The organism is Alteromonas sp. ISO5, assembly GCF_058105165.1.
On the sequence record NZ_CM176572.1, the window covers coordinates 109,225 to 124,764 of the forward strand.

Genomic DNA, 15,540 nt, shown 5'->3' on the forward strand with positions numbered 1-15,540 from the left:
GCCATGACTGGTATCACAACGTTAACGGGTACAGCCTGCCCCCTTGATCAGGCAAATGTCGACACTGACCAGATTATTCCGAAACAATTTCTGACCAGCGTCAGCCGCGCTGGTTTTGGTAAGCACCTGTTCCACGACTGGCGTTATCTGGATTTGGAAGAACAGGAGCCTAACCCTGAATTCGTACTGAATAAGCCCGAACATGTCGGTGCCTCTGTCTTGCTGGCCCGGGAAAACTTTGGCTGCGGTTCAAGTCGGGAACACGCGCCGTGGGCATTAAACGACTTTGGCTTTAAAGCGGTTATCGCCACCAGTTTTGCCGATATTTTTTACGGTAACTGCATGAACAACCAGTTACTGCCTATAGCTCTGAGCAGCAATGAAATGGATGTATTGTTTGCTGCCGTGGCAAAGGATCCGAATGCTGAAATCAGTATCGATCTTCCCGCACAAACCGTGTCGGTCGGTGAAACCAGCATGTCTTTTGACATTGCCGAACACCACAAGAACAATCTGATAAAAGGCCTTGATGCCATTGGCCAGACCCTTGAGCTAACCGGCGATATCGAAGCCTTCGAAGCGAAACAGCCTGCCTGGCTATAACGCGCGGAATGAAATGCCGCTTATTTGATCAAGATGAGCGGCATTTTATTTTTTTCATTTCATCTCTATACAGTTACGCTATAGTTAGCAAATCAAACTACTACCAATAAAAGCTGACCCGGAGAGGAAATGCTACAACGAATTGCCATCGATGACTTAATCCCAGGTATGTATGTTAACCGGGTTCTCGATGAGACCGACCAGGTAAAAGTACGCTCCAAAGGCATAGTTCGCGCTGAAGCAGTCATCACTCAGTTGAAGAATAAAGGTGTCGAGTTTGTCGAAATTGACACCGACAAAGGCACAGCGCCTACAAATATGCTCTCTCCGCCAAGCGATGCAATTACCGAATGTAAAGACGAACCAGCCAGTGATTTAAATGACCCGGTTAGTACTGAGCCGCTTACCAGCGACAGTTTAAGAGCCGCGGAGCAACTCTTCCGGAAAGCGATGACAATACAGCAAACGTTTCTTAAGCAGCTGAAGTCTGGCAAAGGGGCAGATCTCAATAAGCTCACTACGTTAACACAGGATATTCTGGAATGTGTGTTTGAAAACCAGGCTGCGATAATCTGCCTATCCATGGTCCAACGCGGCAACGACAGTTTACTGGAACACTCTCTTAACTGCAGTATTCATATGGCTATTCTGGCTGATGCCGCCGGATTTGATAAACAATCTGTCGAATATGCGAGTCTGGCCGGCCTGCTGATGGATACCGGTATGGTGAAACTGCCACCTGAACTGTGTGTGCCTGAAGCACAGTTGGGTGGTACAGACTTAATGATGTACCAGACTCACGTTGATGAATCTCTCGAGGCTATCGAACATACCGACGATCTACCGAAGGTGGTTAAGGATATCATTAGCCAACACCATGAAAGAATCGATGGTTCAGGTTACCCTAAAGGCCTGGCTGGTGACGAGATTGCGCCGCTGGCCCAGCTTGCGGCAGTGGTCGATGAGTTCTCTCAGCTAGGCATGCCCACACCATTTGGCAGCGCGCTCCCTACCAATAAAGTACTGAAGTCACTGGCCCGTAATAAAGGCCTGGAACAAACGCTGGTTAACAGACTGATTGGTGTGTTGGGTGTCTACCCCATTGGTTCATTGGTTAAGCTTAAAAGCGGCAAGCTGGGCGTCGTCAGCAGGCGCAATGCCTCTAACCTGTTACAACCGCAGGTGATGACATTTTACAGTGTCAACAGCGGTCATTATCAGGAAGTAAAACGGATCGATCTGGCGAAAGGCAGCGATGAGATAGAGAGTAGTATTGGCCCGGACGAATTTGCTATTAACCTGCCAAAATTTTTCACTGAAGTGTTCATTCCTCAGGTAAGCGAATAAGCCGCTTACCTATATCGGAGTTACCAGTCGGTGAGCGCCGTCATACTAAACACTTCGCCTTCAAAGCGTAATATCACTCTTTGTGCTTCAATATTAACAATCTGTACACGATCAGCAATCCAGTCGCCTTCGCCCTTATCATCGCCATTCACCCGGACCCAACGATCAGCGGGCGCTGAGGCATACATATGGGCACTGAAGTCCATAGCCGGTAAACGGGTCAGTAACCTCGCCGGCAGTTGATCAACCCGCTGGATATCATCATGAACCGTCACCACGGTTTCTGAAGCCGACGGTTCTATGCCGCGGGCTTCTTCTTTTTCCAGATCGGTAAGGACTTTATTGAACCGGGCCATCAATTCCGGCGACACTGCCATCTTATCGGTTTCATTATCTGCTGCCACAGGACTTTCCTCAGCCGGGGTAATTTCAGTGTCGGTCGATGCTGAATTAGTTTGGCCATTGGTTGTCGCCACTGCAACTGGTTCGACCCTGTCGCTGGCATCTTCGGCAGCATTACTCGCAGCGGCTGCTGGCTGAATGTCCATTTGTGCTACAGGTGAGCTGGATACCGTTAGCGGCGCGGCGACGACAGTCTGGCTCACCACCCGCTCAGTGCTCTTTTCCGGCGCGTTTAATAACTGCTCTAGCATAGTGGGCCCGACAGCCAGGAAATAACCGGTGGCGCCGCCTCCTACTAACAGCAATAACCCCGTCATCAGCGGCTTAAACAAGCGCTGCCATTGCCCAGGGAGGCCATTTACTGTAGGCAAAAACAAGCTGCGGTTAAACTGATCGCTAATGGCACTGTCGGTTTTTTGTGCTCGGGTGTCGTATTGCCCGCGCAATAGCGCCTGAGTCGGCGTTTGCTCGGTGGTAACCAGCGTTTCCTCTGCACAAATTTCAACGGTTTGTTCCGGATCATATTCAATTTCCTGAACGCCCATTTCAATCAGTCCCTGGATCATAGCGCCACTGGTGATAAGGCCGGATTTTTTAATTTTCACCGGGCCATTTTGCGCCGTCACCTGCACAATCATCATGCCAGGCGTAGCTTGTTCAATAGGGATGATCTGGTTCATACCATCCCCCATAAATAACCGCCCACTAACGCACTGCAGAAAATTCCTGCATATATCAGCGTTTGCTGGCCACGCAAGCGTTGCTGTACTACGTCTTCACCTAAAATTTGTTCCGCTGCTGCTAAAAACAGATACTTTTTCACCACCGGCTTTTGCTGGGTAAACGCCAGGGTCATCGCCCTGTCACAAAGCAGATTGATCACTCTCGGGATCCCGGCAGTTACCCGGTACATGGTACGCACCGTGGCAGCACTAAACACCGATATATCGCCATTTGCCACACTTAAACGATGATTAACGTAAGCTTTCACTTCGTCAGCATTGAGTGGTAACAAATGATACCGTGCGGTGATCCGCTGCGCTAACTGACGCAGTTCATTACGTTTTAACAATTGCTGCAATTCTGGCTGACCAATCAGCACCACCTTGAGCAGCTTTTCACGGTTGGTTTCCAGGTTGGTCAGTAACCGCAGTTGCTCAAGCACTTCAGGCAACAGGTGCTGCGCTTCATCGATCATCAACACGGTGTTTTTACCGGCATTATGATTATCTGCCAGCTTTTGCAATATTTTGTCAGTAAAGTACTTCAGGCTGGCCTGGTTAGGATCGGTTTCAATGTTAAGTTCGTCGCATACCGTTGCCAACAGTTCAATAGCTGATAAGGTTGGATTAAGGATCATCGCCACTTGGGTCGAGTCTGGCAACTGTTGCAGTAACTTACGTGAAACTGTGGTTTTGCCGGTACCCACTTCGCCGGTTAACATCACAAAGCCGCCGCTTTCCCGTAAACCAAAGGTCAGATGCGCCAGCGCTTCCTTGTGGCGAGGACTCATATACAGGTAATCTGGATTGGGCGCGATGGAGAACGGATTATCAGTTAACCCGAAATATTGTAAAAACATGTTTTATCAACTGAACTGTCCATATGTCCGGTAAACTATCAGACTGTCGGTTGAAGTCAACAACACCGTGTTTTCAGGCGCTTACTCAGGCATAATACGCCTATCATTCAACGGCACATTTTGAGCATGCAAGTTTATCTGGTCGGCGGCGCAGTACGCGACAAATTACTCCATCGAAACGTCACCGAGCGGGACTGGGTGGTAGTGGGCGCAACTCAGGCGCAATTACTGGCCCAGGGCTATACTCAGGTTGGTAAAGATTTCCCGGTGTTCTTACATCCGCACACTCAGGAAGAATATGCTCTCGCCAGAACCGAAAAAAAAACCGGCGGCGGCTATACCGGTTTTAGCTGTCATGCTACGCCCGATGTGACCCTCGAAGAAGACCTGCTTCGCCGGGATCTCACCATTAATGCAATAGCAGAATCCGCCGATGGTGAGCTCATTGACCCCTATAATGGCCGGGCAGATTTGCAGCAGCGTTTGCTGCGCCATGTGTCTTCGGCTTTCAGCGAGGATCCACTGCGAATTTTCAGGGTTGCCCGGTTTGCAGCCCGCTATGCTTACCTGGGGTTTACCGTGGCGGAAGAAACCATGAAACTGATGCAAGCTATGGCCACATCGACCGATATCCGACATTTGAGTGCTGAGCGCGTCTGGCAAGAGACACGCCGGGCACTGATGGAAGACGCCCCTGATGTTTACCTTAAGGTATTACAACAATGCGGTGCACTTAACGCCTGGATGCCGGAACTTGAGGCGGTAATATCGAATAATAAAATCACCGGTTACCTACAACGCGCGGCGGCTTCTGAGCAGCCATTAACCGTTCGTTGGGCGGCAGTTTGCTGGCCTCTTGAACCCCAGGCGTTAAATTCGCTGCAAACAAGACTCAAAGTGCCAAACCAGGAAGCTGACTGTGCACAACTGGCGGCAAAAGTACTGCCTTCTCTGGCTAAGCACATTCATCACAGCGAGTGGCTACTGGACGCGCTCAATACCTGCGATGCCTGGCGCCGACCACAACGGCTGGAGCGCCTGATGCCGCTGTTAAGCGTGGTATACCCAGAGCAAGGGCAGCACTATAAGGCTGCATTTACTGACGCGCTTTCGGCAGCTAGTCAGGTGGACGTGAAAGCCATTATCGCCGCGGGGTATAAGGGCCCTGATATCAAACAACAACTTAGCCAACAACGCCTGAAACAGATCCAACAGAGCATCACAAATCACGGCGATTAGTCGATTTAATGCTACAATAGCGCCATTCATGCGACAGACGTATTTTTATGACATTCGAACAACTAGAATTAGACGATGACCTGTGCCGGGCACTCGCCGATATGGGCCTGACGCGCCCTACCACCATCCAGTCCATGGTAGTACCGGTAGCAATGGAAGGTAAGGACATTCTGGCCTCCGCACCAACCGGAACTGGTAAGACCCTGGGCTTTTTATTACCGGCCTGCCAGTTTCTGTTGGATTTTCCGCGCAAACAACCTGGCTCGACCCGTATTCTGGTGCTGACACCAACCCGTGAACTGGCATTACAGGTATACGAGCAAGCCGTTGCGGTTACCCGCCACACCGATTTAATCTGCGGCGTAATCACCGGCGGCATTAACTACGGCACCGACAGAGAAACCCTGTCACAGAATCTCGATATTCTGGTTGCGACACCTGGTCGCCTGTTTGAGCACATCGAACAGGAATCGGCTGATTGCCGCGACATTGAGTGCTTAATTCTTGATGAAGCCGATCGTATGCTGGATATGGGCTTTTCCGGGATCGTTAACCAAATCGCTTCGGAAGCCCGCTGGCGTAAACAGAATATGTTGTTCTCAGCAACGCTGGAAGGCGCCGGCGTGCGTCATTTTGCCAATGACCTGCTCAATGAGCCAGCCATCATCGAAGCTGATCCGCCGCGTCGCGAGAAAGCCAAAATTCATCAGTGGTATCATCTGGCCGATAACCTGGAACATAAGCTCGCCTTACTGGAGAAAATCCTCAAGGAACAAATCACCAGCGCCGTGGTGTTTGTTAAAACCCGCGAGCGTCTGCAATGGCTGCGTGAAAATCTGCAGCGACTGGGCTTCAACGTGTGTTACCTGCAGGGCGAAATGCCCCAGGACAAACGTAATGCCGCTCTGACCAGCTTTAAATCGGGTAAGCTTAATATTCTGCTGGCCACCGACGTTGCCGCCCGCGGCATTGATGTGCCTAATGTCAGCCATGTGATTAATTTTGACATGCCTCGCAAAGCCGATGTTTACGTACACCGAATAGGTCGTACCGGACGCGCAGGAGCCAAAGGCACCGCCATTTCGTTAATCGAAGCTCATGATTTTGAGATGGTCGGCCGGGTTTCGCGCTATATGGATGAGCCGTTTAAAGCCCGTTATGTTGAAGGCTTGCGGCCTAAACACAAAGCGCCGGAAAATAAAGCTAAGAAGAAGAAATCCAAACCGTCCAAATCCAGCAAGAAAAAGAGATAACGATTATGTCACTGCCTGCCAAAGTAGTTCTGGCCACCGGTAACGCCGGAAAAGTAAAAGAATTCGCCAGCTTATTCGCGCCGCTGAATATTGAAGTACTACCACAAAGTGAGTTTAACGTAAGCAGTGTGCCTGAAACCGGTACCACTTTCGTTGAGAATGCCATTATTAAAGCCCGTCATGCAGCGCAGGAAACCGGCTTACCCGCTATCGCGGATGACTCGGGGCTGGTAGTAAACGCCTTGCAGGGCGCGCCGGGCATATATTCGGCCCGCTATGCCGGCGAGGATGCCTCCGACAGTGAGAACATTGACCGATTACTGAAAGAGTTAGGTGAGAGTAACTCAAACCGGGCTGCTCACTTTCAATGTGTACTAGTGATGATGCGCCACGCTGGCGATCCTGTTCCTTTTATTAGTGAAGGCCAGTGGCACGGCAGTATCACCCGCCATCCTCATGGGGAAGGCGGTTTTGGCTACGATCCGGTGTTTTACGTGGAAGAGTTTAAATGCACTGCGGCAGAACTTGAAAAATCCCAAAAAAACGCCGTCAGTCATCGCGGCCAGGCCATGCAACAACTGCTGGCACGTATTAAAGGCCTGTAATGCATCATCCTCCTTTGGGTTTATACATCCACATCCCGTGGTGTGTGCAAAAATGCCCCTACTGTGATTTTAATTCCCATGCCTTGAAAAGCGGCTTACCGGAGCAGGAATATATTGCCCATTTACTGGCCGATTTAGAGCAGGATGCTCGTTTCACTGGTGAGCGACCAGTGGAAACCATTTTCATCGGGGGCGGTACGCCAAGTCTGTTTAGCCCCGACAGCATAGGCCGTCTGCTGACAGAGGCGAAAAAACGCGTCCCCTTCGCAAAAGACATCGAGATAACTCTGGAAGCGAACCCTGGAACCATTGAAGTAGCTCGGTTTGCAGGTTATGTCGCAGCGGGGGTAAACCGTTTTTCTATTGGCATTCAAAGCTTTCAGGCCCGCCATTTAACCGCGCTGGGGCGCATTCATGACCCGGCGCAGGCTTTGTTTGCTATTGCACAAGCCGAACAAAGTGGCGTTAAAAGCTTTAACGTTGATTTAATGCATGGCTTGCCAGATCAAACACTGCAGAATGCACTCGACGATCTGGCCCAGGCAATCACCCAACAGCCCAAGCATTTATCCTGGTATCAGCTCACCATTGAACCCAACACCCCTTTTTACTCCAGACCACCAGAATTACCTGACGATGATATCCTGTGGGATATACAGGCTGACGGTCATAAATTGCTGGTAGCTTCTGGCTATGAGCAATATGAAATCTCCGGCTACAGTAAACCCGGCTATCAATGCCGGCATAACCTCAATTACTGGCGATTTGGAGACTATATTGGCATTGGATGTGGTGCCCATGGCAAACTCACTGACATTGACAACCGCACTGTTACGCGCACGGTTAAAGTAAAGCACCCTCGTGGCTATATGACGCTTAACCGACCTTATCTGGATCATCAAGACCAGGTAACCGAGGATGATCTGGCCTTTGAGTTTTTTATGAATCGCTTTCGGCTGGTGGAGCCCTGTCCCAAAGCCGATTTTGAGGCACTTACCGGTACATCTCTCTCCACAGAGCAGCGTCAAGCGCTAGAGCGAGCCGTTGACAGTGGTTTGCTCATTAATGCAGCGCAGCACTGGCAGGTAACGCCACTTGGCAGGCGCTACCTCAACACATTATTAAGCGCCTTTGTGTAATCAGGCCGCCACAAAACAGCCTTAATGCGTTAAAAAAATAGCCGAATCGAAAATTTACTCTACTATTATTAATAAAAATATCCAATTCCGTTGCTGAACAGGGACGCCAGCAAAATCAGCCTGTAGCCGGAGTAAGTATGTCCATTCAGCGTAAATTCCTTATCGCTATCACAGCGGTAATTGCAGCTTTTGCAGTGGTTATCGCGATTATTACTTCTTTTTCAGCCTCATCTGAAGCTGAGCAGAAAATTAATCAACAAAAAGACCAATTGTCGGCCCGCCTGACAAATATTCTGACCGTCACAGACTCACTGATGCACGAGCGCGTAGTCAGCAGCATGAAGCTATTAAAGGAACGCGGAGGCGAAATTGGTATTCCCTCCCAGGGTGGCCAGGTAATGGTTAAGCAAACTGCGGCAACCCAGCTTTTTATTGGCGACGAAGCTCAAGCCAATAATTTCGCGTTGGTTGACGATCTTACCAGCGTAATGGGTGGCACGGCTACGCTATTTAGTAAAACCGGCGATGACTTTATCCGGGTCAGCACTAATGTCATCAAAGACGGTGAGCGGGCTATTGGTACCAAGCTGGCCCCGCAGGGTAAGGCAATGGCGCAAATCAAACAACGCAACGCCTATTATGGCGCCGTCGATATCCTTGGCAGTCCTTACCTCACCGCATATGAGCCCATGTTTAACGCGGCCCAGCAAGTTATCGGCATTTGGTATGTGGGCTATTCTGCCGACCTCAAAGTTCTCGAGGAAGCTATTAATAAAAGTAAATTGCTTGAAGAAGGATTTGTCGCGCTCAAGGATAGCAAGGGCAACCTGCGCATGCATTCATCCCACGTCAATGAAGCGACGGTGAATAACGCATTGACTAACGCCGATGACAACTGGGATATCAGCATTGTCCCCTTCGATAAATGGGGTTATGAAGTTATTCTGGCGGCGTCCAGTGACGAAAAGTCATCTCTGGTTGCCGGAGCAGTATTTTCGGTGTTACTGAAAATCATTGTTGGTAGCGTCGCCATTTTGGCGACGATATTCTTTTTAATCAATTATTTGGTGGGTAAGCCTCTGGACAAATTTATCGGCGTTGTGAACGACCTGGCGTCTGGTGAGGGCGACTTAACGTTCCGCTTTAATGCCAACTCCAGCGACGAATTCGGCCAGATGGCCAAAGGATTTAATAAACTGCTATCACAATTGCAATCCACACTGAAAAACGTGAATCAGGCCACTGACACCATGCTTTCCCAGTCCCGGCAACTTAATGACACTGCGGCGAAGTCCAGCTCGACGGTAACAGAACTAACCAGTGAAACCAGTGCCATCGGCGATGCACTATCATCGTTGCAGGAAAATGCTACGGCCGTATCAACTAACATTACTCATTCCAATGAAGCCGCCGGCGCTGCCGACAGAGACACTCGTGACAGCGTCAGTGTGCTATCCGCAACCATTAGAGACATTGAGGCCCAGGCACAGAATATCGACACCTCGGTTCAGGTTATCAATGAACTGGCTGCTGCCAGTGAACAAATCAGTGGTGTGATGGATGTTATCCGTAATATCGCCGAGCAAACAAATTTACTGGCACTCAATGCGGCGATTGAGGCCGCCCGTGCAGGAGAGCAAGGCCGCGGATTCGCCGTGGTCGCAGACGAAGTCCGCTCACTGGCCAGTCGCACCCAGTCATCTACAGAAGAAATTCGCGTGATGATTGAGCGCTTACAACAGGGAAGCCGTGAGGCGGCAGATAAAATGCAGCAGAACAAGGACAATGCGTTTGCTACCGTACAAGTAACACAAAACGCTGGCGAGTCGCTGGAGAAATCGCTCCATGCCGTGGCAACCATTACCACATTAAATCAGGAAGCGGCGTCCATGGCATCCCGTCAGGCCAGCATTACTGAAGATGTCGCCAAACGTTTAGGCAGTATTCAGAATGTTGGCAATCAGAATAGCGATTATGCCCGCCAGGTCGCGCAGAACTGCTCACAGTTGGTCGACGAAATCAGCAGTATGCAGCAACAGCTCAAGCGCTACCGGTTTTAATCTGCCGTTTTCGCCTGTTGCGCTATCAATGCATCGATAATTTCCCGGTTTGCCGCCGGGAAGTCATCATAGCTAAGCTTATCCAGAGCCTGCCATTTTCCGGGTTGTCCCTCAGCTCCGGTTGGCTCGCCGTGAAAAGCGGTTACTGTGAATACATGTAAACGCACACACTTGTCACCGTAATCGTGCTCAATCAGTAGCAGAGGCTGACAATGGGTGATGTGGATGGCCACTTCTTCCGCTAGCTCCCGGCTTAATGCGGTTTCTGGTGATTCGCCGTCTTCCACTTTGCCGCCGGGAAATTCCCATTTACCGCCCTGATGTTTATCACTGGCGCGTAAACATACATAGGTTTGGTTATCGCGCAGAATAACCCCAACGGCTACATCGATGTATTTCATGATTGGTTACCTGTTTTGCTCATAAAAAAGGCCGGTAACCTGTTCATCACAGATAACCAGCCTTTTCAATCTCGGTGCTAACGGCTTACTTTAACTTACCGTGACACTGTTTGTATTTTTTGCCAGAGCCACAAGGACATGGGTCATTACGCCCGACTTTAGGCCCCTGACGCATAGCCGCCTGTGGACCACTCACGTCTTCCGAGGGCTCTCCATCGGCTTCTGCATGCTGGAAATTCTTCGGCACGTCATCAGCCTGACGGCGTTGCTCTTCCACTTTTTCAACGTCAGATTCAGCTCGCACCTGGACCCGGCTTAAAATCGTAATGACTTCGAGTTTCAGGCCTTCCAGCATAGCAGAGAATAACTCAAACGCTTCACGCTTGTATTCCTGCTTAGGATTCTTCTGCGCGTAACCACGCAAGTGGATCCCCTGACGTAAATGGTCCATCGCGGCCAAGTGTTCTTTCCAGTTACTGTCGAGGTTTTGCAGCATCACCGCTTTTTCAAACTGACGCAGTACCTGTTCGCCCACCATCTCTTCTTTGGCTTTGTAAGCGGCATTCAATTCATTAAGAATTTTCTCACGCAGTTTTTCTTCATACAGTTTGTCGTCCGCATCCAGCCATTGCTGGATTGGCGCTTCCAGCGCGAAATCGGCTTTCAGGCGCTGTTCAAGTCCGTTAACGTCCCACATCTCCTCGAGCGACTGCGGCGGGATATATTCATCCACAACACCACTGATAACGTCTTCACGAATCGCCTGCACGGTTTCACTGATGTCTGACTCATCAAGCAGTTCATTACGCTGTTCGTAAATCACCTTACGCTGATCGTTGGCAACATCATCGTATTCCAGCAACTGCTTACGAATATCAAAGTTGCGGCCTTCAACCTTACGCTGGGCATTTTCAATTGCTCGGGTAACCCATGGGTGTTCAATCGCCTCGCCTTTCTCCATGCCCAGACGTTTCATCATACTGGCCATTTTCTCTGAAGCGAAAATACGCATCAGGGCATCATCCAGTGACAGATAAAAACGCGATGAACCAGGATCACCCTGACGACCTGCACGACCGCGCAACTGGTTATCGATACGACGGGACTCATGACGTTCGGTACCGATAATATGTAAACCACCGGCAGCCAGTACGGTCTCGTGGTCTTTTTCCCACTGTTCTTTAATCTTCTGGATTTGCGCTTCGGTTGGGTTTTCCAACTTGTCGACTTCCGCCTGCCAGTTACCACCTAAAACAATATCTGTCCCCCGACCGGCCATGTTAGTAGCGATGGTTACGGCGCCGGGACGACCAGCCTGAGCCACAATATCGGCTTCCTGGGCGTGGAACTTCGCATTCAGTACTTTATGCGGGATCTTTTCTTTCTTAAGAATACGTGACAGCAACTCAGAGTTTTCAATAGAGACCGTACCAACCAGCGTAGGCTGACCACGCTTCACACAGCGGCGAATATCTTCTACGATGGCATCGTATTTTTCCTGGGCAGTCAAATAAATCAAATCCGCCTTGTCATCACGCACCATGTCGCGGTTAGTGGGGATAACCACCGTTTCGAGGTTGTAAATATGATTAAATTCGAAGGCTTCGGTATCGGCCGTCCCTGTCATACCCGACAGTTTTTCGTATAAACGGAAATAGTTCTGGAAAGTGATCGACGCCAATGTCTGGTTTTCATTTTGAATCTTCACGCCTTCTTTGGCTTCAACCGCCTGGTGTAAACCTTCAGACCAACGTCTGCCTTCCATTGTACGGCCGGTATGCTCATCAACAATAACAATGTTATCGTCCTTAACGATGTAGTCGACATCTTTGGTAAACAGCTTATGGGCACGCAATGCGGCATTAACGTGATGCAGCAAAGAGATATTACCCGCATCAAATAGCGACTCTTCTTCGTTAAGCAGACCTTCACGTTTCATGATCTCTTCAACGTGGATTTGGCCATGCTCCGTCAGGTGGATTTGCTTGGCTTTTTCATCAATGGTGAAGTCACCATCGCCATGCTTGCCTTCTTCGTCTTCTTTATCCTGTCTGGCCAGCTCAGGAATAATCTGATTGATGCGTAAGTACAACTCCGAACTGTCTTCGGCGGCACCGGAGATAATGAGCGGCGTACGGGCTTCATCAATCAGGATGGAGTCCACTTCATCGATTACCGCATAATACAGTTCACGCTGTACCCGATCCTGGGGACTGAACGCCATGTTATCGCGCAGGTAATCGAAGCCGAATTCATTGTTGGTGCCATAGGTAATATCGGCCTGATAAGCTTCTCGTTTCTGTTCCGGTGCTAGTCCTGGCACGTTACAGCCCACGGTTAAGCCCAGATACTCAAATAAACTACGGCTCCAGTTGGCATCACGTTTGGCCAGGTAATCGTTCACGGTAATGACATGTACACCACGGCCGGTCAGCGCATTTAAGTAAGTGGGTAAGGTAGAGGTCAGGGTTTTACCTTCACCGGTACGCATTTCAGCAATTTTCCCAGAGTGAAGCACCTGTCCACCGAGCATCTGTACGTCGAAGTGGCGCATGCCATACACACGTTTACTCGCTTCGCGAACGGTTGCAAATGCTTCGATAAGAATATCATCGAGACTCGCACCCTCTTTCAGGCGTTGTTGAAACTCCGCCGTCTTCTGCTCCAGCGCAGCATCATCAAGGGCTTCGTATTCTGCTTCCAGCGCATTAATGGCATTGACGTGCTTTTGTAATTTTTTTAATAGTCGATCATTACGACTGCCAAATACTTTCCTGAGCATGCTTGCAAACATTGTGTTGGTATTTCCACTTCTGTGATTTATTAAAAACAAATTCATCTGCCCGGCAGATTAATCTGTCGCGTTACAATAGATTGATTGGCGTGTAATAGAGGCTTACGCTACTTTTTGTAAACGTAAGGAAGTGGATCGACTTTTTGACCTGCTTTAATGACTTCGTAATGTACATGAGCGCCGGTAGAACGTCCGGTACTCCCCATTAACGCGATAACCTGGCCTTTTGTCACCAAATCACCCTTGTTCACCAGCAGAGTCTGGTTGTGACCATAGCGTGTTACTAATCCATCGCCGTGTTCAATTTCCACGAGATGACCGTAACCATACCGATCGCCTGACCAGGTCACTATGCCTGCTGCAGTGGCAACAACATCGTCACCTACTTCACCGGCAAAGTCTAATCCGTTGTGCATGGCCGGTTGTCCGGTAAACGGATCCGTTCGCATGCCATAGTAGGATGATAACCATCCTGTCTCTATCGGGCGTCCCGACAAACTAATCTGTTCATCTATATGGTGCCCGGTAACCAATCTTTCAAGTGCGGCCAGTTGTTGCTGCTTATGCTTCAACTGACTGTTTAAATCTTCTATCGGCGATAATAGCCGCTGTTCTTCGTCTTCTAACTGACTGCTTATGGTGGCTGATGCCAGGCCGAAATCGCCTACCGACTGCTCATCCACGCCGATCGCTTTAGCCAACACCTGCGTTTTCGCATCGATTTTATCCAACGAATTTTGCATTGCCATCAGTTGTGCCGCCAATGCCTTAACCTGCTCGTTGGTCGCGGCAGCAAGCGAATCTACCTGCTGCTGTTCGGCTTCAAGAATATTCTGGGCAACTTTAACGCGGGCAAGGTTTTCAAAGGAAGAGTCAGTAGAACGGCTGGATACAAGCACAAACAGTGACGATAACACTGTAAGGCTCACGATCGAGCGCACACTGATGCTGCGCCTGATGCGTTTATGCTTACCAATAAATGTCACTGTTAGTTTCATTATACGTCTTTTTTGTCGTTGTACGATGAGCCAGCGGTACAACACCAGCCAGCTGAATTCTTATGGTTCGCTATTCTAGCGACATTCGCCCCTATTAAACAACAAAAAAGCCGCCACGAGGGCGGCTTTTTCAGCATAAAGTATTAGACTAGGGCAGGTTGCGCATAGCGAATGGGCGCTTCGTCCTGTGACTCGTAAGTGATGTATTCCCAACAATCACGCTGGGCAAGTACGGCGTTCAACAACTTATTGTTGAGACCGTGGCCGGTTTTATACGCGGCTAACTCACCGATAATGCTGTGACCACCTAAATACAGGTCGCCGATAGCGTCGAGGATTTTATGCTTCAGAAATTCATCATCATAACGCAGACCCTCCGGGTTCAGTACCCGGTAATCATCCAGCGCAACGGCATTTTCCATACTGCCGCCTAACGCCAGATTGTTTGCATTCATGTATTCCAGGTCACGCATAAAACCGAAGGTGCGGGCACGACTCACTTCATTAACATAGGAGCATGAATCAAAGTCCATTACCATGTGCTGACGAGTCTGACTAATAACCGGGTGCTCAAAGTCAATTTGGAAATCAACCCGGAAACCATCATACGGACGTAGTTCTGCCCATTTGTCACCGTCTTCTACGCGTACTGGCTTAGTAATGCGAATAAACCGCTTCGGCGCGTTTAATTCTTCAATGCCAGCTGATTGTAGCAGAAACACAAACGGGCTCGCGCTGCCATCCATAATCGGCAATTCATTGCTGTTAACTTCAACAATGATGTTATCAATACCCAGTCCGGCTAATGCTGACGCTAAGTGTTCAACAGTATGAATGCTCACACCGTCGTCATTATTCAGACAGGTACACAACATGGTATTCCCTACCGCGTTAGCGCGGGAGTGAATGTCCACATGCGGTTCAAGGTCAATACGCCGAAACACGATTCCCGTGTTCGCAGGCGCAGGCCGGAGAGTCATCGTGACCTTGTCCCCTTTGTGCAAACCTATGCCAGTTTCCTGGACTGCATGTTTAATTGTACGTTGTCTAATCATGGCTTTAAAAAACACCTAACATAAAGCGGCCAAACATTATAGTTAGCCTTCACTCACTTGTC

At 49.5% G+C, this 15,540-nt stretch carries 13 protein-coding genes; 7 read left to right on the forward strand and 6 right to left on the reverse strand.

Going from position 1 to position 15,540, the window contains the following annotated elements; translation table 11 throughout:
* Window positions 1-3: 3 nt before the first annotated feature.
* On the forward strand, window positions 4-603 hold the full coding sequence (gene leuD / locus AC2T0J_RS00490; RefSeq protein WP_489808252.1) for a 3-isopropylmalate dehydratase small subunit: 600 nt from the start codon (window positions 4-6) through the stop codon (window positions 601-603).
* Window positions 604-732: 129 nt separating this feature from the next.
* Window positions 733-1,950, forward strand: coding sequence for a cyclic di-GMP phosphodiesterase (locus AC2T0J_RS00495; RefSeq protein WP_489808253.1), 1,218 nt, complete (start codon window positions 733-735; stop codon window positions 1,948-1,950).
* A gap of 20 nt (window positions 1,951-1,970) precedes the next feature.
* On the opposite strand, the gene AC2T0J_RS00500 is transcribed toward AC2T0J_RS00495, so the two are convergent.
* Entirely contained in the window at window positions 1,971-3,032 is a 1,062-nt protein-coding gene (locus tag AC2T0J_RS00500; protein WP_489808254.1) for a general secretion pathway protein GspB, read from the reverse strand.
* Window positions 3,029-3,934, reverse strand: a complete 906-nt coding sequence (locus AC2T0J_RS00505; RefSeq protein ID WP_489808255.1) for an ExeA family protein — start codon at window positions 3,932-3,934, stop codon at window positions 3,029-3,031. The genes AC2T0J_RS00500 and AC2T0J_RS00505 overlap by 4 nt, the downstream gene beginning before the upstream one ends.
* A 126-nt stretch (window positions 3,935-4,060) precedes the next feature.
* Between AC2T0J_RS00505 and AC2T0J_RS00510 the strand changes: the two genes are divergently transcribed.
* The 5 genes from AC2T0J_RS00510 to AC2T0J_RS00530 all read left to right on the forward strand — a co-directional run bounded on the left by AC2T0J_RS00510 (window position 4,061) and on the right by AC2T0J_RS00530 (window position 10,230).
* Complete coding sequence (locus AC2T0J_RS00510) at window positions 4,061-5,173, forward strand: tRNA nucleotidyltransferase/poly(A) polymerase-related protein (RefSeq protein WP_489808256.1); 1,113 nt, start codon at window positions 4,061-4,063, stop codon at window positions 5,171-5,173.
* 47 nt (window positions 5,174-5,220) lie between these two features.
* A complete protein-coding gene (gene srmB / locus AC2T0J_RS00515; RefSeq protein ID WP_489808257.1) occupies window positions 5,221-6,426 on the forward strand; it encodes an ATP-dependent RNA helicase SrmB in 1,206 nt (401 codons plus the stop codon).
* 5 nt (window positions 6,427-6,431) lie between these two features.
* Window positions 6,432-7,031, forward strand: coding sequence for an XTP/dITP diphosphatase (locus AC2T0J_RS00520; protein ID WP_489808258.1), 600 nt, complete (start codon window positions 6,432-6,434; stop codon window positions 7,029-7,031).
* Window positions 7,031-8,170 (forward strand): radical SAM family heme chaperone HemW, encoded by a 1,140-nt coding sequence (gene hemW / locus AC2T0J_RS00525; protein ID WP_489808259.1) that lies wholly within the window; start codon window positions 7,031-7,033, stop codon window positions 8,168-8,170. The genes AC2T0J_RS00520 and hemW overlap by 1 nt, the downstream gene beginning before the upstream one ends.
* Before the next feature lie 137 nt (window positions 8,171-8,307).
* Complete coding sequence (locus AC2T0J_RS00530) at window positions 8,308-10,230, forward strand: methyl-accepting chemotaxis protein (protein WP_489808260.1); 1,923 nt, start codon at window positions 8,308-8,310, stop codon at window positions 10,228-10,230.
* Here AC2T0J_RS00530 and mutT read toward each other — a convergent pair.
* The 4 genes from mutT to lpxC form a co-directional block, all read right to left on the reverse strand.
* Complete coding sequence (gene mutT / locus AC2T0J_RS00535; protein ID WP_489808261.1) at window positions 10,227-10,631, reverse strand: 8-oxo-dGTP diphosphatase MutT; 405 nt, start codon at window positions 10,629-10,631, stop codon at window positions 10,227-10,229. The genes AC2T0J_RS00530 and mutT overlap by 4 nt on opposite strands.
* An 85-nt stretch (window positions 10,632-10,716) precedes the next feature.
* Window positions 10,717-13,425 (reverse strand): preprotein translocase subunit SecA, encoded by a 2,709-nt coding sequence (secA, locus tag AC2T0J_RS00540; RefSeq protein WP_489808262.1) that lies wholly within the window; start codon window positions 13,423-13,425, stop codon window positions 10,717-10,719.
* A gap of 107 nt (window positions 13,426-13,532) precedes the next feature.
* Entirely contained in the window at window positions 13,533-14,423 is an 891-nt protein-coding gene (locus tag AC2T0J_RS00545; RefSeq protein ID WP_489808263.1) for a M23 family metallopeptidase, read from the reverse strand.
* Between the two features lie 143 nt (window positions 14,424-14,566).
* The gene (gene lpxC, locus AC2T0J_RS00550; protein ID WP_296046546.1) at window positions 14,567-15,478 is read right to left on the reverse strand and encodes a UDP-3-O-acyl-N-acetylglucosamine deacetylase; all 912 of its coding nucleotides are present in this window, start codon (window positions 15,476-15,478) and stop codon (window positions 14,567-14,569) included.
* Window positions 15,479-15,540: the final 62 nt, after the last annotated feature.

Coding starts and splice junctions, on each gene's coding strand:
- leuD (WP_489808252.1), top strand. CDS start 4: ATGACTGGTATCACAACGTTAACGGGTACAGCCTGCCCCCTTGATCAG.
- AC2T0J_RS00530 (WP_489808260.1), top strand. CDS start 8,308: ATGTCCATTCAGCGTAAATTCCTTATCGCTATCACAGCGGTAATTGCA.
- lpxC (WP_296046546.1), bottom strand. CDS start 15,478: ATGATTAGACAACGTACAATTAAACATGCAGTCCAGGAAACTGGCATA.
- AC2T0J_RS00500 (WP_489808254.1), bottom strand. CDS start 3,032: ATGAACCAGATCATCCCTATTGAACAAGCTACGCCTGGCATGATGATT.
- AC2T0J_RS00505 (WP_489808255.1), bottom strand. CDS start 3,934: ATGTTTTTACAATATTTCGGGTTAACTGATAATCCGTTCTCCATCGCG.
- AC2T0J_RS00520 (WP_489808258.1), top strand. CDS start 6,432: ATGTCACTGCCTGCCAAAGTAGTTCTGGCCACCGGTAACGCCGGAAAA.
- AC2T0J_RS00545 (WP_489808263.1), bottom strand. CDS start 14,423: ATGAAACTAACAGTGACATTTATTGGTAAGCATAAACGCATCAGGCGC.
- srmB (WP_489808257.1), top strand. CDS start 5,221: ATGACATTCGAACAACTAGAATTAGACGATGACCTGTGCCGGGCACTC.
- AC2T0J_RS00510 (WP_489808256.1), top strand. CDS start 4,061: ATGCAAGTTTATCTGGTCGGCGGCGCAGTACGCGACAAATTACTCCAT.
- AC2T0J_RS00495 (WP_489808253.1), top strand. CDS start 733: ATGCTACAACGAATTGCCATCGATGACTTAATCCCAGGTATGTATGTT.
- mutT (WP_489808261.1), bottom strand. CDS start 10,631: ATGAAATACATCGATGTAGCCGTTGGGGTTATTCTGCGCGATAACCAA.
- secA (WP_489808262.1), bottom strand. CDS start 13,425: ATGTTTGCAAGCATGCTCAGGAAAGTATTTGGCAGTCGTAATGATCGA.
- hemW (WP_489808259.1), top strand. CDS start 7,031: ATGCATCATCCTCCTTTGGGTTTATACATCCACATCCCGTGGTGTGTG.